Raw genomic sequence first — 18,387 nt, 5'->3', positions numbered from 1 at the left:
GGCAGGGACGACGACCGCACCCTTCGGAGGCGCTCCATGGCTTCGCCCGCCCACGACCCCGGTCCCGCACTCGACAAGGACGGCGTGCGGCTCACCGTCGACGACGCGATCGCCACGGTGACGCTGACCAACCCCGCCAAGCGCAACGCGCAGAGCCCCGCTCTGTGGCGAGCGCTCACCGAGGCCGGCCGGCTGCTGCCGGGCTCCGTCCGGGTCGTCGTGCTGCGGGCCGAGGGCAAGTCCTTCTCGGCCGGCCTCGACCGGCAGGCGTTCACGCCCGAGGGCTTCGACGGCGAACCGTCGTTCATCGACCTCGCCCGGGGCGGCGACGCCGAGCTGGACGGGACCATCGCCGAGTACCAGGAGGCGTTCACCTGGTGGCGGCGCAGCGACCTCGTGTCCGTCGCCGCCGTGCAGGGGCACGCCATCGGGGCCGGCTTCCAGCTGGCCCTCGCCTGCGACCTGCGGGTCGTCGCGGACGACGTGCAGTTCGCCATGCGCGAGACCAGCCTCGGCCTCGTGCCTGACCTCACGGGCACGCATCCGCTGGTGTCCCTGGTCGGATACGCCCGCGCGCTGGAGATCTGCGCGACCGGACGCTTCGTCACGGCCGAGGAGGCCGTGAACACCGGCCTCGCCAACCTCGCCGTCCCCGGGGAACAGCTCGACGGCGCCGTGCACGACCTGGTGTCCGCGATCCTCTCCGCGCCGCGCGACGCCGTCGTCGAGACCAAGGCGCTGCTCCAGGGCGCCCAGAGCCGGGACTACGAGGCCCAGCGCGCCGCGGAGCGCGCCGCCCAGGGCCGCCGGCTGCGCGACCTGGCCGGACTCGGGGACTGAGCCCCCGGCGGCCGGCCGGCCCACCCGGCCGGCGCCGTGACGACGGGCGTGGTCCGGCCCGTGGGTTCAGCCGATCGCCGTCACCAGTACGGCCACCGTGGGGTGGTCCGGCAGGGCCTCGGTCACCGCTGCCCTGACCCGCCGGGCCACCTCCGCGGCCGGCCGGTCCGCGCCGACGGCCAGTTCCACCCGTACGTGGCGACGCGGCAGGGCCGCCTCCAGCCGCGCGTCCGGCACCGTGATGTGCACCGGGCGGCCCAGCGTGCCGGTCAGCCCCCTGACGCCGGGGACCGCGAGCGCGGCGCCCGCCGCCCGGCCCTCGTCCGTGCCGTCCGCCTCCTCCCGGGTTGGCGGGCCGCCCGCGGTCCCGTGCTCCGGCTCCGGCTCCGGCTCCAGGACGGGACGCGGCGCCGGCTCCGCGTCGAGCAGGTCCGTCGCCCGCAGATCGACGTCCGTCACGGTCAGACCGATCCGCCGCGCCGCCGCGTCGGCCAGGGCGGCGCGCAGACGGTCGGCCGCGGCCGGCACGGGCTCGGCCGCCGACGCCGCGAAGTCGGCCGACACCCGCAGCGGACCGGGCGGCAGGGCGCTCGGCGGCGCCGGCACGACCGGCTCCGGAGCCTCCTGCGGAGCGGCGAGGGTGATGCGCAGGCGCCCCGGGCGCACGCCCGGCACGTCCCGGACCGCGGCCAGCAGCGCCTCCCGCGCCGCGCGCTCGGCGATCCACGCGCCGTCCCGCGGCCCGCCCAGGGGCAGCAGCCTGCCGAGCCCCAGCTGCTCCCGTACCGTCCGCGTCCACCGATCAGGCGTTGTCATTGCTTCAGCCTGCCGCATTCCCGGCGCGCAATCGCGTCGCCGTGCTTACGGTGGTGAATAAGCGACGACTGGAGGGATGTGCGGACATGAGTGACTTGACGGAAAAGGACACACCGGAGACCGGGAGGGCGCAGGCGGTCCGGCGCGGCGGCGGCGACCCCGGCACCCGTGGCCGGACCACCATCGCCGACGGCGTCGTCGAGAAGATCACCGGAATGGCGGCACGCGACGTCTCGGGTGTCCACGCCCTGGGCAGCGGGATGGCGCGTACCTTCGGAGCCGTGCGGGACCGCGTGCCCGGCGGAGGCAAGTCGGTGACGCGGGGCGTGAAGGCCGAGGTCGGCGAGAAGCAGACCGCGCTCGATCTGGAGATCGTCGTCGAGTACGGCGTGTCGATCAGCGACGTGGCCCGGGACGTACGGGAGAACGTGGTGGCGGCGGTGGAGCGGATGACCGGCCTCGAGGTCGTCGAGGTCAACATCGCGGTGAGCGACGTGAAGCTGCCGGACGAGGAGGACGAGGAGCCGGCGGAGCCGCGGATCAGGTGACGGGACGACGGACTGAGGAGAGCGCACCATGAACATGGCGGTGGTCGGCATGATCGCCGGGATGGCGTTGGGGTTCGCCGGGTACTTCGGCGGCTTCGGAGCCTTCGTGCTGGTGGCGGCCCTGGGCGCCGTCGGGTTCGTCGTCGGCCGGTTCCTCGAGGGGGACATGGACCTCGGCGACCTGTTCCGCACCCGTGACGACCGGCGGCGGTGACCGGCGTGAGCGAGGCGCCCGGTGAGGTCCGCGACGCCCTGACGCCGGTCCCCGCGGGCGAGCGCGGAGCCACGCGGATCGCCGACCGGGTCGTCGCCAAGATCGCCGCCCAGGCGGCACGCGAGGCGGTCGGCGTGCTCCATCCGGACGCCGAGCGCCCGCACGCCTCCGTCGTCGTCCACCACGACATCGCCCGCGTACGCGTCCACGTCGAACTCGACTACCCCTGCGACATCGGCGCCCGCTGCGGGCAGGTGCGCCACCGGGTCGTCCAGCGGGTCGGCGGGCTGGCGGGCATGGCGGTGCCGGAGGTCGGCGTCCAGGTGGAGCGGTTGCACCTGGCGGCGGAGTACGGCGCGCGGCAGCGGAGGACGCGATGAGCGAACCCCGGGGCACCGAGGGCAGCACGCGGGGCCTGCCCGTCATGGAGAAGCCGGCCGGCACCGGCTCCCCGCCGCCGCCCCCGGCCGAGGGCGAGCGCGGACCGCGCGGCCGCTTCTGGTCGGCGCGCCGCGTCCCCGCGGGCATCGTCGCCCTCCTGCTGCTGATCGCCGCCGGCGCCTTCCTCTACGACGTCGTCGCCGTCCGCGCCGGCCGCTCGGCCCTGGGCTGGCGCCGGGAACTGGCCCGGCAGCTCGCCCAGCGCCCCCTCGACGACATCTGGGTGCGGGTCGGCGCGGGCGTCGCCGCCGCCCTCGGGCTCTGGCTGCTCGTGCTGGCGGTAACGCCCGGCCTGCGCAAGATGCTGCCGATGCGGCGCACCCGCCCGGACGTACGCGCGGGACTGCACCGGGACGCCGCCTCCGCGGTGCTGCGCGACCGGGCCGTGGAGGTGGCCGGCGTGCAGTCGGCGCACGTGCGGATGCGACGCGGGAGGGTCCGGGTTCGGGCGCTCGCGCACTTCAGGGAACTGGACGACGTACGGGGCGACCTGGACGGCGTGCTCGACGACGCCGTGCGCGGGCTCGGACTGGCCCGGCCGCCCGCCGTGTCGGTCCGCGTGTCGCGGCCCGGACGGAAGGGGTGAGGAACGTGCTCAGGACCGTCGACCGGGTACTGCTGGGACTCGTGGGCCTGGTGCTGATCGCCGTGGGCGGCGCCGTGCTCGCGGTGTCGTACGGCGTGTCACCGCCCTCCTGGTGGGTGCACCAGGGGCCGCACGACGTGCTGCTCAGCAATGCCGAGCGGACCCGCTGGCGGGACTCCGGCTGGTGGTGGCCGGTCGTCATCGCCGCGCTCGCCGTCCTGCTGCTGCTCGCCCTGTGGTGGCTCGTCGCGGTCCTGCGCCGCCGCCGGCTCTCCGAGGTCCTCGTCCGGACCGGCGACGGCGAGGGCGCGGTGCTGCGCGGCCGGGCCCTGGAGGGCGTCCTCGCCCAGGAGACGGACCGGGTGGACGGGGTCGAACGGGTCGGTGTCCGGCTCACCGGACGGCGCGACGCCCCACGGGCCCGCGTCCGGCTGCTGCTGGCCCCGCACGTGGACCCCGGCACCGCGCTCGACGACCTCACCGCGCACGCCCTCACCCACGCCCGCGACTCGGCCGGCCTCGCCGCCCTCCCGGCGGAGGTACGCCTCCACGGCGTCAAGCACCACGCCGAACGGGTCAGCTGACCCGGCCGTTGCCCCCGGCCGGGCAGCCGGGGGCGGGCGACAGGCCTCAGAAGCCGTGCCGGCTCCCGCCGTCCACCGGCAGCATCACGCCCGTCACGTACGACGCCGCGGGCGACAGCAGGAACGCCGCCGCGCGGCCGAACTCCTCCGGGGTGCCGTAGCGGCGCAGCGGGATGCGGGACTCGCTCGCCGCCCGGGTCGCCTCCGGGTCGGCGGACCGGCCGTCCAGCTCGCGCACCCGGTCGGTGTCGATCCGGCCCGGCAGCAGGCCGACGACGCGGATGCCGCGCGGGCCCAGCTCGTCGGCGAGGGACTTGGCGAGGCCCGCCAGTCCCGGACGCAGGCCGTTGGAGATGGTCAGGCCCGGGATCGGCTCGTGCACGGAACCCGACAGCACGAAGCCGATGACACCGCCGTCCTCCAGCTCGGCGGCCGCCGTGCGGGCCAGCCGCACCGCGCCGAGGAACACCGACTCGAACGCGGCCTGCCACTGCTCGTCGGTGTTGTCGGCGACGAAGCCGGGCGGCGGCCCGCCCACACTGATCAGCACGCCGTCGAAGCGCCCGAAGCGCTCGCGGGCGGTCGCGACCAGCCGCGCGGGGGCCCCGGGGTCGGCGTTGTCGGCGGCCACGCCCACCGCGTCGGGGCCCAGCGCGGACGCGGCGTCCTCGACGCTCTTCCCGTCCCGCCCCGTGACGACCACCTTCGCGCCGTCGGCGACCAGTGCGCGCGCGGTGGCGTTGCCCAGGCCACGGGTGGCTCCGGTGACGACGTACACCCGGTCCTTCAGTCCAAGATCCATGGTTCCTATCCTGCCCCCTCGTCCCCGAACAGGGCGAGGGCGGTGTTCACCAGGCCGACGTGGCTGAACGCCTGCGGGAAGTTGCCGAGCTGGTGGCCCGCCACCGGGTCGTGCTCCTCCGCCAGCAGTCCCACGTCGTTGGCGAGCCCCACCAGCCGCTCGAACAGCTCCCGGGCCTCCTCGGTCCGGCCGGTCGCGTGCAGCGCGTCCGCGTACCAGAACGAGCACACCAGGAACGTGCCCTCGCCGCCCGGCAGTCCGTCCACGGCCGGGCCCTCGGTGCTGTAGCGGCGCACCAGGCCGTCCCGGGTCAGCTCCTTGCCGATCGCGTCGACCGTGCCGACGACCCGCGGATCGTCCGCGGGCAGGAAACCCACCCGGGGGAGGAGGAGCAGCGCGGCGTCGAGCTCCGCCGAACCGTAGGACTGGGTGAAGGTGTTGCGCTCCGGGTCGTAGCCCTTCTCGCACACCTCCCGGTGCACCTCCTCGCGCAGCGCGTGCCAGCCGTCCAGGTCGCCGCCCAGCTCCGGACTGCTCTCCAGGGTGCGCACCGCCCGGTCGGCGGCCACCCAGGCCATCACCTTCGAGTGCACGAACTGCCGGCGTCCGCCGCGCACCTCCCACAGCCCCTCGTCCGGCTGCCGCCACGCCGTGGTCAGGAAGTCCATCAGCGCACACTGGAGCTCCCACATCTGCGGCTTGGGACGCATGCCCGCCAGCCGGGCCAGTGACAGGGAGTCCATGACCTCGCCGTACACGTCCAGCTGGAGCTGGCTCACCGCGTCGTTGCCGACCCGCACCGGCGCCGACCCGGCGAAGCCGGACAGCCACGGCAGCTCGAACTCGGGCAGCCGCCGCTCGCCCGCCAGGCCGTACATGATCTGCAGGTCGGCCGGGTCGCCCGCGACCGCGCGCAGCAGCCAGTCGCGCCAGGCCTCGGCCTCCTCCAGGTACCCGGCCGACAGCAGGGCGCCCAGGGTGAGCGTGGAGTCGCGCAGCCAGCAGAAGCGGTAGTCCCAGTTGCGGACGCCGCCCGGTTCCTCGGGCAGCGAGGTGGTGGGGGCGGCCACGATGCCGCCGGTCGGCCGGTAGGTGAGTGCCTTCAGCGTGATCAGGGAGCGGACCACGGCGTCCCGGTGCGGACCGTCGTAGCGGCAGTGGGCGGCCCAGGCGCGCCAGTCCTCGACGCTGTGCTCCAGCGACTCGTACGGGTCGACCAGCCGCGGACGCGGCTCGTGCGAGGGGTGCCAGGTGAGGACGAACGCGACCTTCTCGCCCTCGGCGACCGTGAACTCCGCGTGCGTCCCGAAGTCCTGACCCCAGCTGCGCACCTCCGGCTCACTGCGCAGCCACGCGGAGTCCGGTCCGGCGACGGCCACCCGGTGACCGTCGGACCGGCGCACCCACGGCACGACGGAGCCGTAGTCGAAGCGCAGCCGCAGCGCGCTGTGCACGGTGACCTCACCGCGCAGGCCCTCGACGACGCGCACCAGGTCGGGGGCGCGGTCGCGCTGGGGCATGAAGTCGGTGACCCGGACGGCGCCGTCGGCGGTCTCCCACTCGGTGTCCAGGACGAGGGTGTCGGGACGGTAGGCCCGCCGGGTGCAGCGCTCGGCGCCCACGGGGGCGATGCGCCAGTGGCCGTTGTCCTCGTCGCCGAGCAGCCTGGCGAAGCAGGCGGCGGAGTCGAAGCGGGGCAGGCACAGCCAGTCCACCGAGCCGTCCGTGCCGACCAGGGCCGCGGTCTGCTGGTCGCCGATGAGCGCGTAGTCCTCTATCTGGGAATGCACGGATGTCCGTCTGCCCGGCCGGTGACGGAGCAATCGGCTCCGCACCGGCGGCCCGCGCGGACCACCGCTACACGGTGGCGGGTTCCGCCTCCGGGGCCGGCGCGTCCTCGGCGGCCTCCCGGTCGCGCCGCTCGCGGCGGACCAGGATCCACCAGCCGACCGGGACGCCCGCGGAGAACAGCCACCACTGGATCGCGTACGCGAAGTTCAGCGCCGCGTCCTCGTTGCCGGGCCGGCCGATCGGCTCGGGGGTGCCGCCCTTGGGCTCCGGTGCCGTCAGGACGACGTACCCGCCGAGCACCCGGGCGTTCAGGCGGGCGGCCTCCTGCTCGCTGTCGATGAGCATGATCTGCCGGTCCGGGAGGCCCTGGAGGTCCTTGATGCCGCTCGCGGCGGTCGTCTCGTCGGGCATCATCCGCCCGGTCACGGTGATCTCTCCCCGGGGCGGTGCGGGGACCTCGGGGTACTCGGTCTGACTGGGGCCGTCCGCGGGGATCCAGCCCCGGTTGACGAGCAGGACCCTGCCGTCCGTGAGGACGAACGGGGTCAGCACGTGGTAGCCGATCTTGTCCTGGGCGTTCGTGCGCCGGCGGACGACGACCTCGTGCTCCGTGTCGAAGCGGCCCTTCGCGGTCACGCCGCGGTACCGCTCGTGCGTGGTGATCTTCCTGCCGGGAGCGGTCAGCGACTCCACCGGCACCGGCTCCGCGCCGAGCGCGTCGGCCACCAGGTCGTTCCGGGCGGTGCGTTCCTCGTAGCGGTGCAGCTGCCAGAAGCCCAGCTCGATCATCGTCGGGATGAGCAGCAGGGCGACCAGCGTGAGGATCACCCACTGGCGGGACAACAGGAAGCGGTACACGCATCGACGGTACCTTGCCGAAACGCGGTCCTCGCCGGAGGGTCCGGGCGAGGGCCGCGGCCCGCGCCGCCGGTGGGCCCGTCCGGCCTCAGGCCCTGTCGACGATGCCCGCCCTCCCCTCGGCGCGGGCGCAGTGGGCGCCGCAGTACCAGTGGCCGTCGGCCTCCACGCCCTGGCCGATGATCTGCACCCGGCAGTGCTCGCAGATGGGGGCCATCCGGTGGATCGCGCAGGAGAAGCAGTCGAAGACGTGCACCGCCCCCTGCGCGTGGACCTCGAACGTCATTCCGTAGTTGTTGCCGCAGACTTCGCATGTCGCCATGCGCCACAGGGTGAGCCGTCGGCGCGGCACGGGCGAGCGGGCGCCGGGCGAGTCGCCCGGCAATCACCCGTCCGTACGGCTCGCGCCCGGCTCAGCCGTCCGCCGGCTCCACGTCCCGCAGCAGCTGCCCGAAGGCCGCCTCGTCCACCACCGGCGTGCCGTACTGCCGGGCCTTGACCACCTTCGACGTGCCCGAGTCCGGGTCGTTGGTGACCAGCAGGCTGGTCAGCCGGGACAGGCTGCCGGCGACGTGCAGCCCGGCCTCGGTCGCGCGGTCCTCCAGCAGGTCCCGCTCGGTCGAGGTGTCACCCGAGAAGGCGACCCGCATGCCCTGCTTGAGACGTTTGCCCTCTTCGTACCGGCCCGGGTTGGGATAGGGGCATGCGGGCCTTTTGCGGGCGGGGCGCCAACTGGTCGGCCGGGAGCCGCCGTAGCCGGCCTGCCGCCCGATCCGGGGCGCGGGCCGGTCCGACCACTCCGTCAGCGGCCGGCACTCGTGCAGCGGCAGCCGCAGGCCGCTCGCCGCCGCGGCGCGCAGGCTCGGCCGGAACGCCTCCGCCAGCACGCGCGCGTCGTCCAGCGCGTGGTGCGCCCGCTGCTGCACGACGCCGAAGTGCGCGGCCAGCGACTCCAGCTTGTGATTGGGCAGCGGCAGCGCCAGCTCCTTGGAGAGCGCGATGGTGCACAGCCGTTGACGCACCGGGGCCGCGTCCTCCGCGCGCGCGTACTCCCGGGCGATCATCTGCCAGTCGAAGACGGCGTTGTGCGCGACGAGCACCCGCCCGTCGAGCCGGGCCGCGAACTCCTGGGCGACGTCCCGGAACAGCGGAGCCCCCTCGAGCACCTCGCTCGTCAGTCCGTGTATCCACACCGGGCCCGGGTCCCGCTCCGGATTGACCAGCGTGTACCAGTGGTCCTCGACCTCTCCGCGCGCGTCCAGCCGGTAGACGGCCGCGGAGATGATGCGGTCGTCGCGGGCCAGGCCGGTGGTCTCGACGTCAACGACCGCGTACCCCTGCGGATACGCGGCCGGCCACGTGGTGGCGGGCGACGCTGCGGTCGTGCGGTCTTCGAGCATGGTCCATGAGGATACGGGCCACGACCGACAGCCCCGCCCCGCAGGTGCCCTTCCGGGCCCCGCGCGCCGTCGCCGTGTCAAGTCCGGACGGCCGTACGGGGATTGCGGCGGCCGGGCTCGCCGGGACGGCCGCGGCACGCCGGCGGGGCCGCCCCGGAACCTCGCACGGCGCCCTCCCCGTGTGACGGAACCCACGCGCACCGGGGCCCCGCCGGCCCGGTCTCACCAGCGGATCGGCACCGGAAGCGCCGTCAGCAGGCCCGACACCGCGACCACCGCGCCGAGGGCGACGACCTCCCCGCGTGCGGGCGAGCAGGCGGACAGCGGGTCGGTGGCGCGGCCCAGCCGGACCCGGGCCCACAGGGCGAGGGCGGCGACGGCCGCCACCAGGACCACCTTGGCGAGCAGGACCCTGCCGTACGCCGTGTCCGTCAACTGGTCCAGGACCGTGCCCGCGGGCATCCGGCGCAGCGAACTGCACACGCCCGTCGCCGTGATGACGGCGAGCAGGACGGCCGCCACGCGCGCGTAGAGACCGAGCAGGGCCGGGCCCGCAGCGGCGCCCCGCCACCCCCGCAGGATCCGCAGCGCGTACGGCAGGCCGCCCACCCACAGGGACGCGCACGTCAGGTGCACCAGTGTCAGGCCGGAGCCGATCAGGGGGCTGTACTCGGTGGTGGGATGGGCACGCAGGGCCTCCGCGACGACCACCGCGGCCAGGGGCCAGACCTGGGTGCCCGGCCGGCGCGAGGCGGCGCACAGGCCCGCCACCAGGAAGGCGTTGACCTCGAGCAGCGCGAGCTTGCCGTCCCGGGACTCGTAGAGGCCGCCGACGTCGATCTCGGCGATGCCGCCCGGCACCAGGTTGCCGGTGGCCACGACCGACGCCAGGCCCAGCGCGGCGGCGAACGCGGCGGCGTTGGCCCAGGGGGACCAACTGCGGGGCCGGTCCGTGGGAGCGCCGGGGAGGGACCGGGTCAGCCGGTGCACGAAGAGTTCACCGACCGGGATGCTCAGCGCCGCGAACAGCACCGTGCGCAGCAGGGCGATGCCACCGGTGCCGGGCGCTTCGGCCTCTCCGGTGCCGTGCAGGGCGGGGGAGGGGCCGAGCACGGGTATCAGCGCGGCCAGCGCCACCAGCACGAGCACGGCCGCGGCCCGGCCGGTGCCGGAGGCCCGCGCGTGCGGCCCGGTGCCGGCGGACCGGGACGGAGGTTCTGTGGAGGTCACCTCGAGATCTTCACCAACTGCCCCAGAACCGGGCAAGTCCAGTACCCGCGGCGACGTCACCGCCACGCCGCGGCGTCCGCACCCCAGGGGCCCGGCGGACGCGCCCAGTCGTCCGGGCCGCCGGCGTAGGACACCGGCTCGCGTCCGGCGACGCGCAGGTGCCGCTCGCTGGTGAACGCGGTGGCGACGGCTCCGTCGTCCACCCGTACCCCGGGCACGCGCGCGAGCCCCTCGCGACGCGCCGCCAGCTCGGCGGCGGCCAGTGCGCACACGCCGACGCAGATCCGGGCGGACTCCCGTGCGGGAAGGCGCCCCACCAGGGCACCTTCCCGCACGGTGGCCGTCACGCGCCGGAGAAGGGCGGGATCACCGCCCAGGGCGGACCAGGCGAACTCGATGTCGGTCATGACCGCACCATGCGGCATTGACCGTCTCAACATGTCCGCCGGTACGGCGGTTTCCCTACCGGGTCACCGCGTCCAGCGCGTCGGCCATGCCCCAGCCGTAGAAGCCGTTGCGGTTCTCCGACCCCTCGCACACCGCGTCCACCTTGCCGTCGCCGTCGATGTCGTACGGCTTGGTGCACGCAGTGGCGTCGGCCTGCGCGTACAGCAGCGCCTTGACCATGGCCGGGGTGGCGTGCGGGTGCGTCGACTTGATCAGCGCGGCGACACCGGCGACGTGCGGCGACGCCATCGACGTACCGGCCATGTAGCCCCACTTGCCGCCGGGCAGGGTGCCCAGGATCAGTCCGCTGGTGGCCGGCGGCGCCGGGGTCTGGTAGGCGGTCGAGTCGCCGCCGGGCGCGGCGATGTCGATGACGCCCAGACCGTGGTTGGAGAAGGACGACTTCAGGCCCTTCGCACCGGTCGCCGCGACCGTGACGACACCCGGCAGCTGGGTCGGGATGTCGTAGCACTTCGACGGGTCGACGACCCGGTCGCCGGGCGTGGTGTCGTTGGGGGAGGACGGGTCGAGGATCTCGTCGGAGGCGAGGTCGTAGTTCTCGTTGCCGGCCGCGGCGACGTTGACCGCGCCCTTCTTCTCCGCGTACCGCGAGGCGCGCGAGACGGCCTCGACGAGCGCCTTCTGGTCCGGGTCGTTCTTGCAGTTGAAGTACCACGGGTCGGTGTAGTAGCTGTTGTTGGTCACGTCGACGCCGTGCTCGGCCGCCCACATGAAGCCGCAGACCACGGCCTCGGTGTAGAAGAAGCCGTCCGGGTTGGACACCTTGATGCCCGCCACCTTCACGCCGGGCGCCACGCCGGTCATGCCGACGCCGTTCCTGGCGGCGGCGATCTCCCCGGCCACGTGGGTGCCGTGCGGGCTCTCCGCCGCGCCCGGCCGCCAGGCGCCGTCGGCGGTGTCCGGCTTGCCCGCCACGCAGTTGACCGACGCCTGCCGGTCGAAGTTCGGCGCGATGTCCGGGTGCGTGTCGTCGACACCGGTGTCGATCACCGCGACGGTCACCCTGCTGCTGCCCAGGGACTTCTCGTGCGCCTTGTCCGCCTTGATGGCGGGCAGGTCCCACTGGAGGGACTCGAGCGGGTCCTGGCCCTGGACGGCCTGAGCGGCGGCGGCCTCCTGCGCGGTGAGCACCTTCGGCGTGCCGACGTCGGTCGTCGCCGCCGAGGGCAGCGGCGCGGTGCGGGTGGCACCGGCCGACTGCACGCCGCGCGCCTTGCGCACGGTCCTGGCGAAGTCCGGGGCGGCCGAGTGGACGACGATCACGCCGATCCGGTCGTACGACGTCACGATCGTGCCGCCGGCCTCGGCTATCGCACGCTTCACCTGCGCCGAAGGCCCGTGCCCGGGCTGCACGTTGACGACGTAGCTGAGCGAGGTGGCCTCGGCGCCCGCGTCCGGGGCGGCCTCGGCGGCGGAGGCCTGGATGTTGGGCAGGAACGCGAGGGCCGTGGCGAGGGCCATGCCGGCCGGGATCGCGACGGCGCGGCGGCGACGGGAGTGGGGCGCTGTCATGTGCGGGGTCTCCAGTTCGTGAGAGAAAGGGGAAGGGACGAGCGGAGCGGGTCGTTTCACCGCGCGCAGCGCGTCCCCGACCCCGCGGTCCCCGGCGGGAAGCCGAGCGACCCGGCCGGCGACAGCACGACGGGTACGGCGGGAACGGGCCGCCGTCTGGAACGCAGATGAATCATGGGGTCTCCACATCATCCGGACACGAGACCGGCCCGGGACACTGGTCGTGCTCGGGCAGGTACATGACGCAGTGGTGCAGGGCGAAGCTATCTCCCGAAGTCGCTGGCCAGCAATGACTTCCCACAAGTGACTTGGGAAAGTGCCGCGGGCGTTGAACCGGTCCCCGTGAGGCGCCGTGTCGTTGGACAGGGAGCCCGGGCCCGACCAGGCCCCCGCGAGAACACCGAGATCAAAGCCGTCATGTCCGTCGTACGAGGAGACTCCGTGGCCACCGACGCACCGCCCCCCTCGAAAGAGGAACACCGACTCCCCTCCACCGAGGAGTTCTCCGAGGTGCAGCAGAGCGCGGAGTTCGCCGAACTGCGCCGCTCCTTCCGCTCCTTCGCCTTCCCGCTGACGATCGCGTTCGTCGCCTGGTACCTGCTGTACGTGCTGCTGTCGAACTACGCCGGCGGCTTCATGGGCACCAAGCTGTTCGGCAACATCAACGTCGCCCTCGTCCTCGGTCTCGCCCAGTTCGTCACCACGTTCCTCATCGCCTGGTGGTACTCGCGGCACGCCGCCGCGAAGCTCGACCCCAAGGCAGAGGCCATCAAGTCCCGGATGGAGAACGGCGCATGAGCCCCGCACAGACCGTCATCGCCGCCGAGCTGGCCGCCAACGAGGCCAGCGAGCACCGGCCGCTCATCATCACGCTCTTCGCGGTCTTCGTCCTCGCGACGCTCGGCATCACCGTGTGGGCGGGCCGGCAGACCAAGGACGCCGCCGACTTCTACGCGGGCGGCCGCCAGTTCAGCGCCTTCCAGAACGGCCTCGCCGTCTCCGGCGACTACATGTCGGCCGCGTCCTTCCTCGGCATCGCCGGCGCCATCGCCCTCTTCGGCTACGACGGCTTCCTGTACTCCATCGGCTTCCTGGTCGCCTGGCTGGTCGCCCTGCTGCTGGTGGCCGAGCCGCTGCGGAACTCCGGCCGCTACACGATGGGCGACGTCCTCGCCTACCGCATGCGCCAGCGCCCTGTGCGCACCGCCGCCGGCACCTCCACGATCGTCGTGTCGATCTTCTACCTGCTGGCCCAGATGGCCGGCGCGGGCGTCCTCGTCTCCCTGCTGCTCGGCATCACCTCCGACGCGGGCAAGATCCTCATCGTCGCCCTCGTCGGCGTCCTGATGATCGTGTACGTCACCATCGGCGGCATGAAGGGCACCACCTGGGTCCAGATGGTCAAGGCCGTGCTGCTGATCGGCGGCACCATCCTGATCACCTTCCTGGTGCTGATGAAGTTCGACTTCAACATCTCCGACCTGCTCGGCAAGGCCGCCGAGAACAGCGGCAAGGGCTCCGCCTTCCTGGAGCCCGGCCTCCAGTACGGTGCGACGGGCACCTCCAAGCTGGACTTCATCTCCCTCGGTATCGCCCTGGTGCTCGGCACGGCCGGCCTGCCGCACATCCTGATCCGCTTCTACACCGTGCCCAACGCCAAGGCCGCCCGCAAGTCCGTGAACTGGGCGATCGGCATCATCGGCGCCTTCTACCTGATGACCATCGCGCTCGGCTTCGGCGCCGCCGCGCTCATCGGGCAGGACGAGATCATCGCGTCCAACCCGTCCGGCAACACGGCCGCGCCACTGCTCGCGCTGCACGTCGGCGGAGTGGACTCGGCGTGGGGCGCGATCCTGCTCGCCACGATCTCGGCGGTGGCCTTCGCGACCATCCTCGCGGTGGTCGCCGGCCTCACCCTCGCCTCGTCGTCCTCCTTCGCGCACGACATCTACGCCAACGTCATCCGCAAGGGGCAGGCGACCGAGAAGGAGGAGATGCGGGCGGCCCGCTGGGCGACCGTCTTCATCGGCATCGTCTCCATCGCGCTCGGCGCCCTGGCCCGCGACCTGAACGTGGCCGGCCTGGTCGCCCTGGCCTTCGCGGTCGCGGCCTCCGCCAACCTGCCGACGCTCCTGTACAGCCTGTTCTGGAAGCGTTTCACCACGCAGGGCGCGCTCTGGTCGATCTACGGGGGCCTGATCGTCGCCGTCGGCCTGGTGCTGTTCTCGCCCGTCGTCTCCGGCGACCCCAAGGCGATGTTCCCGGACGTCGACTTCGCCTGGTTCCCGCTGAAGAACCCGGGCATCATCTCCATCCCGTTCGGCTTCCTCATGGGCTGGCTCGGCACGGTCCTGTCGAAGGAGGAGCCCGACAAGGCGAAGTACGCGGAGCTCGAGGTCCGGTCGCTGACCGGCACGGGCGCCCACTGATCCCGCCCCGCCGCGGCCCCGTCGTAGATCCCTACGACGGGGCCGCGGCGTACGTCGTAGGGATCGGGCCGCTGTCGATGTCGGCGGGTTCACGTAGGCTCGCAGGTGTCGGAGGAGCGAAGCGCTCCGTCGATCCGCGTCGAGGGAGGGGGCCCACGTGCTCATCGACACCTACGGCCGAGTGGCCACCGACCTGAGGGTCTCGCTGACCGACCGCTGCAACCTGCGCTGCACGTACTGCATGCCGGAGGAGGGCCTGCAGTGGCTGGCCAAGCCCGATCTGCTCACGGACGACGAGATCGTCCGCCTCATCGGCATCGCGGTCACCTCCCTCGGCATCGAGGAGGTCCGCTTCACCGGCGGGGAGCCCCTGCTGCGCCCCGGCCTGACCGGCATCGTCGAGCGCGTCGCCGCCCTGGAGTCGCGCCCCCGGATGTCCCTCACCACCAACGGCATCGGCCTCAGGCGCACGGCGGCGGCCCTGAAGGCCGCGGGCCTGGACCGGGTCAACGTCTCCCTGGACACCCTGCGCCCGGACGTCTTCAAGACCCTCACCCGCCGGGACCGCCACAAGGACGTCCTGGAGGGCCTGGAGGCCGCCCGCGAGGCCGGGCTCACCCCCGTCAAGGTCAACAGCGTCCTGATGCCGGGGCTCAACGACGACGAGGCCCCCGACCTGCTGGCCTGGGCCGTCGACCACGACTACGAGCTGCGTTTCATCGAGCAGATGCCGCTGGACGCCCAGCACGGCTGGAAGCGCGAGGGCATGGTCACCGCAGGTGACATCCTGGCCTCCCTGCGCACCCGCTTCGAGCTGACCGCCGAGGGCGCGGAGGAGCGCGGCTCGGCCCCCGCCGAGCGCTGGCTCGTGGACGGCGGGCCGCACCGCGTCGGCGTCATCGCCTCCGTCACCCGGCCGTTCTGCGCGGCCTGCGACCGCACCCGCCTGACGGCCGACGGCCAGGTGCGCACCTGCCTGTTCGCCACCGAGGAGACCGACCTGCGCGCCGCCCTGCGTTCGGACGCCCCCGACGAGGAGATCGCCCGCATCTGGAAGCTCGCCATGTGGGGCAAGAAGGCGGGCGCGGGCCTCGACGACCCGTCGTTCGTCCAGCCGGACCGGCCGATGTCGGCGATCGGCGGCTGAGGTCCGCCTCCGTGGCCGGCGTCGGGTCCGGACGAGGGCCCGACCCGGCTCGACGGTCATGCCGGGCGCAGGGGCTCGGGCAGGGTGAGCGCCGAATGAGCCGGTTCTCCCGCCGCCGGGGGCATGGCCCTGAGGCCGCGCAGTCGTGCGTCGCGCTGCTCCAGGGCCTGGGCGGTGGTGGGGAAGAGGGTGGCGCCGCCCTGGCCGGCCAGCCCCTGGTTCGCGGTCACGAACTGCCGAGTGTCGCGTTCGTAGGCGGCGAAGCCCGCGTCGTGGCCCCGGTCCGCGAGGCAGCCGGCGAGCATGTACGCGCCGACGAGCGCGAGGCTGGTGCCCTGTCCGGTGAGGAACGAGGGCGCGTACGCGGCGTCGCCGACCAGCGCCACCCTGCCGCTGGACCAGCGGGGCATGCGGATCTGGCCGGCCCCGTCGAAGAACACGTCCTCCGCGTCGCGCAGGGCGGCCAGCATGCCCGGGACCTCCCATCCCGCGTCGGCGAAGACCTCGGCGACCAGGTCACGTTGGGCCTGCGGGTCCCGGAACACGTCCATGGGCGGCTCCGGCCGGGCGAAGTTCAGCAAGGCGTGCACCTCGTCGTCGTCCCCCACGGCGTAGAGTGCCGCGGCCCTGCCCGGGGCGTTCCACATCACGGCCTCGTGGGAGAGCCCGAGGGTGTTGCGCATGGTGAACACGGCGAAGCAGTGGCCGAGATGACGGCGGAACCGCACTTCGGGGCCGAACAGCATCTCCCGGGTGCGCGAGTGCATGCCGTCCGCGCCGAACACCATGTCGAACGTACGGCTGCCGCCCCCGCGGAAGGTGACGGCGACCCCGTGGCCGCTCTGGTCGAGGGTGTCGATGGAGTCGTCGAACAGGAACTCCACGTCGTCACGGACCGCCGCGTACAGCGCTTCCGTCAGATCCCCGCGCCGTACCTCCAGGTCCCGTCCCGCGACACCGCCGGTGACGGCGTGCGGGTGCAGGGAGGTCACCTCGCTGCCGTACGAGTCGAGGAAGGTCAGCCGCCGCAGGTCGATGTGCGCGTCTCGCAGCCGCGGCAGGATCCCCATCCTCCGGACGACTTCCAGTGCGGTGCCGCGCACGTCGACGGGATAGCCACCCCCGCGCAAGGCGGGCGCCTTCTCCACGACCGTGACCGCGTATCCGTATCGGTTCAGCCAGAACGCGAGGGCGGGCCCCGCGATGCCGGCCCCGGATATCAGGACCTTGCGCCTCGGTGTGCTGCGGACATCCGTCAGCTGATCGGTGAGGATCATTCCTTGACTCCTTTGGGCAGGGTGCGAGTGACGAACAGAGCCAGCGACGTGACGACGCCGGCTATGACGAAGCCGGTGACATAGGCCGATTCGGCCGCGACCTCCGACCCGGAAGGGGTCGCGGCGGTGAGGAGCGCGCCACCGAGCTGCCCGCCCACGGCGTAGCCGAGTACGCGGCTGACCAGGACCAGGCTGGTGGCGATGCCGGTGTCCTCGGCATCGACGGCCGTGGCGGTGCTGGTCGTCATCGCCGTCACGCACAGGCCGTTGGCCAGCGCGATCAGTGCCTTGCCGACGACGAGGTGCCAGACCTCGGTGTGCACGGACGCCAGAACGAGCAGGGAGACGGCCATCATGACGACCCCGGTGCCGACCACGGCACGTGAGCCGAAACGCCGGTCCCCGATCCCGCCGAGCGGCCCGGCCAGCGTCGCGGCGACGGCGCCGGGCAGCAGGAAGAAGCCGATCTCGGTGGCGCCGGCGCCGAATCCGTACCCGTCGCCCCGCTCGTCGAGCAGTTGCGGAACGAGATAGACCGCCATCGAGGTCCCGAGGCAGATCACGAACGTCAGCACACATGCCTTCCAGATGGCGGGCCGTACCAGCATGCGCAGATCGATCACCGGAGAGGCCACACGCCGTTCGACGAACACCCAACCGGTGACGAGGACGGCCAGAAGCACGACGAGGGCGCCGAGCACGAGAGGCCGCGAGGCTGCCTCGGGCACCAGCGCGAGTACGAGCATGAGCGTGACCAGCATCCCGCTCAGGAGCAGCAGGCCCGGCCAGTCGATGCCGGCGTCGTCCGACCCGCCCGGCTGGTCGGACGGCATGAGCCTGTTCACGAGCAGCGTGGCCCCGATGACCGCGATCGTGGGCAGCGCGAACATCCAGTGCCGGGAGAGCTCTTCCGCCACCGGTCCGGCCGACAGCATGCCGGCCATCCCTCCCCCGACGAAGAGTCCGCTGACCACCCCGATGGCGACCTTCGCCTCTCCCGGAAGCAGGTTCTTGCGCACGACGATGAACGACAGGGGAAGCGCGCCCACCATCGCCCCCTGCAGCACCTGCCCGAGCAGCAGCACGGGCAGGTTCGGGGCCAGGGCGGACACCGTGCCGCCGACCGCGACGACCGCCATCAGCCGGATGAGGACCCGTTTCCCGCCGTAGCGGTCGCCGAACTTGCCCGCCAGCGGTGTGATGAGTGCCCCGGTGATGAGGAGCACGATGCTGAGCAGCGCTCCTTCGGACTGGCTCATGTCCAGTTCGCGTTCCAGGAGCGGGATCGTCGGTGACACCACCGACTCCAGAGCGCCGGTGGACAGTGCGAGCAGACCGAGGGCACCGACAGCGCCCTTCCTGATGGTGACCGGGGGAGCCAGGGTTGTGGTCATGCCGTACCGCCGCCGGACGCCGCGCAGTTCAACGGCGGGACCGGGCGTGG

Annotated in this window: 19 protein-coding genes and 1 pseudogene; 9 read left to right on the top strand and 11 right to left on the bottom strand. The window is 73.2% G+C overall.

Going from position 1 to position 18,387, the window contains the following annotated elements; translation table 11 throughout:
• Window positions 1–36: 36 nt before the first annotated feature.
• A complete protein-coding gene (locus AC0VYN_RS25885; protein ID WP_475532893.1) occupies window positions 37–840 on the top strand; it encodes an enoyl-CoA hydratase/isomerase family protein in 804 nt (267 codons plus the stop codon).
• 66 nt (window positions 841–906) lie between these two features.
• Here the strand turns inward: AC0VYN_RS25885 and AC0VYN_RS25880 are convergent, their stop codons facing one another.
• On the bottom strand, window positions 907–1,656 hold the full coding sequence (locus AC0VYN_RS25880) for a nucleopolyhedrovirus P10 family protein (RefSeq protein ID WP_475532892.1): 750 nt from the start codon (window positions 1,654–1,656) through the stop codon (window positions 907–909).
• Between the two features lie 86 nt (window positions 1,657–1,742).
• Between AC0VYN_RS25880 and AC0VYN_RS25875 the strand changes: the two genes are divergently transcribed.
• From AC0VYN_RS25875 to amaP, 5 genes are read left to right on the top strand one after another with little or no spacing between them, the layout of a single operon-like run.
• On the top strand, window positions 1,743–2,204 hold the full coding sequence (locus AC0VYN_RS25875) for an Asp23/Gls24 family envelope stress response protein (protein WP_475532891.1): 462 nt from the start codon (window positions 1,743–1,745) through the stop codon (window positions 2,202–2,204).
• 28 nt (window positions 2,205–2,232) lie between these two features.
• Window positions 2,233–2,418: a hypothetical protein gene (locus tag AC0VYN_RS25870; RefSeq protein ID WP_475532890.1), complete on the top strand. Its 186-nt coding sequence runs from the start codon at window positions 2,233–2,235 to the stop codon at window positions 2,416–2,418.
• Window positions 2,415–2,798: an Asp23/Gls24 family envelope stress response protein gene (locus tag AC0VYN_RS25865; protein WP_385469301.1), complete on the top strand. Its 384-nt coding sequence runs from the start codon at window positions 2,415–2,417 to the stop codon at window positions 2,796–2,798. The genes AC0VYN_RS25870 and AC0VYN_RS25865 overlap by 4 nt, the downstream gene beginning before the upstream one ends.
• Window positions 2,795–3,445 carry a DUF6286 domain-containing protein gene (locus AC0VYN_RS25860; protein WP_475532889.1) on the top strand — a complete coding sequence of 217 codons (651 nt, stop codon included), beginning with the start codon at window positions 2,795–2,797 and terminating at the stop codon, window positions 3,443–3,445. Before AC0VYN_RS25865 ends, AC0VYN_RS25860 begins: the two co-directional genes overlap by 4 nt.
• Window positions 3,442–4,029, top strand: a complete 588-nt coding sequence (gene amaP, locus AC0VYN_RS25855; protein WP_385469297.1) for an alkaline shock response membrane anchor protein AmaP — start codon at window positions 3,442–3,444, stop codon at window positions 4,027–4,029. Before AC0VYN_RS25860 ends, amaP begins: the two co-directional genes overlap by 4 nt.
• 46 nt (window positions 4,030–4,075) lie before the next feature.
• Here amaP and AC0VYN_RS25850 read toward each other — a convergent pair whose 3' ends face one another.
• The 8 genes and pseudogenes from AC0VYN_RS25850 to AC0VYN_RS25815 form a co-directional block, all read right to left on the bottom strand.
• On the bottom strand, window positions 4,076–4,831 hold the full coding sequence (locus AC0VYN_RS25850) for an SDR family oxidoreductase (RefSeq protein WP_475532888.1): 756 nt from the start codon (window positions 4,829–4,831) through the stop codon (window positions 4,076–4,078).
• A gap of 5 nt (window positions 4,832–4,836) precedes the next feature.
• Window positions 4,837–6,621 carry a glycoside hydrolase family 15 protein gene (locus AC0VYN_RS25845; RefSeq protein WP_475532887.1) on the bottom strand — a complete coding sequence of 595 codons (1,785 nt, stop codon included), beginning with the start codon at window positions 6,619–6,621 and terminating at the stop codon, window positions 4,837–4,839.
• A gap of 67 nt (window positions 6,622–6,688) precedes the next feature.
• Window positions 6,689–7,480: an SURF1 family cytochrome oxidase biogenesis protein gene (locus AC0VYN_RS25840; RefSeq protein WP_475532886.1), complete on the bottom strand. Its 792-nt coding sequence runs from the start codon at window positions 7,478–7,480 to the stop codon at window positions 6,689–6,691.
• An 88-nt stretch (window positions 7,481–7,568) separates the two neighbouring features.
• Window positions 7,569–7,802, bottom strand: a complete 234-nt coding sequence (locus AC0VYN_RS25835; protein WP_385469289.1) for a hypothetical protein — start codon at window positions 7,800–7,802, stop codon at window positions 7,569–7,571.
• Window positions 7,803–7,893: 91 nt separating this feature from the next.
• The gene (locus AC0VYN_RS25830; protein ID WP_475532885.1) at window positions 7,894–8,880 is read right to left on the bottom strand and encodes a DEDDh family exonuclease; all 987 of its coding nucleotides are present in this window, start codon (window positions 8,878–8,880) and stop codon (window positions 7,894–7,896) included.
• A 222-nt stretch (window positions 8,881–9,102) separates the two neighbouring features.
• The gene (locus AC0VYN_RS25825) at window positions 9,103–10,110 is read right to left on the bottom strand and encodes a CopD family protein (RefSeq protein WP_475532884.1); all 1,008 of its coding nucleotides are present in this window, start codon (window positions 10,108–10,110) and stop codon (window positions 9,103–9,105) included.
• Between the two features lie 89 nt (window positions 10,111–10,199).
• A pseudogene (locus AC0VYN_RS25820) lies at window positions 10,200–10,517 on the bottom strand (CoA transferase); the annotation flags it as partial.
• Window positions 10,518–10,572: 55 nt separating this feature from the next.
• Complete coding sequence (locus AC0VYN_RS25815; RefSeq protein ID WP_475532883.1) at window positions 10,573–12,090, bottom strand: S8 family peptidase; 1,518 nt, start codon at window positions 12,088–12,090, stop codon at window positions 10,573–10,575.
• A 441-nt stretch (window positions 12,091–12,531) separates the two neighbouring features.
• Here AC0VYN_RS25815 and AC0VYN_RS25810 point away from each other — a divergent pair, with 441 nt between their 5' ends.
• The 3 genes from AC0VYN_RS25810 (at window position 12,532) to moaA (ending at window position 15,666) form a co-directional block, all read left to right on the top strand.
• Window positions 12,532–12,888, top strand: a complete 357-nt coding sequence (locus tag AC0VYN_RS25810) for a DUF485 domain-containing protein (RefSeq protein WP_385469279.1) — start codon at window positions 12,532–12,534, stop codon at window positions 12,886–12,888.
• Window positions 12,885–14,519: a solute symporter family protein gene (locus tag AC0VYN_RS25805; RefSeq protein ID WP_475532882.1), complete on the top strand. Its 1,635-nt coding sequence runs from the start codon at window positions 12,885–12,887 to the stop codon at window positions 14,517–14,519. The genes AC0VYN_RS25810 and AC0VYN_RS25805 overlap by 4 nt, the downstream gene beginning before the upstream one ends.
• 157 nt (window positions 14,520–14,676) lie before the next feature.
• On the top strand, window positions 14,677–15,666 hold the full coding sequence (moaA, locus tag AC0VYN_RS25800; protein ID WP_475532881.1) for a GTP 3',8-cyclase MoaA: 990 nt from the start codon (window positions 14,677–14,679) through the stop codon (window positions 15,664–15,666).
• Window positions 15,667–15,722: 56 nt separating this feature from the next.
• On the opposite strand, the gene AC0VYN_RS25795 is transcribed toward moaA, so the two are convergent.
• Both AC0VYN_RS25795 and AC0VYN_RS25790 read right to left on the bottom strand, forming a co-directional pair.
• The gene (locus tag AC0VYN_RS25795; RefSeq protein ID WP_475532880.1) at window positions 15,723–16,943 is read right to left on the bottom strand and encodes an FAD-dependent monooxygenase; all 1,221 of its coding nucleotides are present in this window, start codon (window positions 16,941–16,943) and stop codon (window positions 15,723–15,725) included.
• Window positions 16,940–18,337: an MFS transporter gene (locus AC0VYN_RS25790; protein ID WP_475532879.1), complete on the bottom strand. Its 1,398-nt coding sequence runs from the start codon at window positions 18,335–18,337 to the stop codon at window positions 16,940–16,942. Before AC0VYN_RS25790 ends, AC0VYN_RS25795 begins: the two co-directional genes overlap by 4 nt.
• Between the last annotated feature and the right edge of the window lie 50 nt (window positions 18,338–18,387).

The organism is Streptomyces sp. 63XJN7_1_ISO-PGPR-S23-121, from assembly GCF_056173025.1.
Note: the sequence above shows the minus strand (reverse complement) of the source record. Positions and strands in the feature narration are given on the sequence as shown.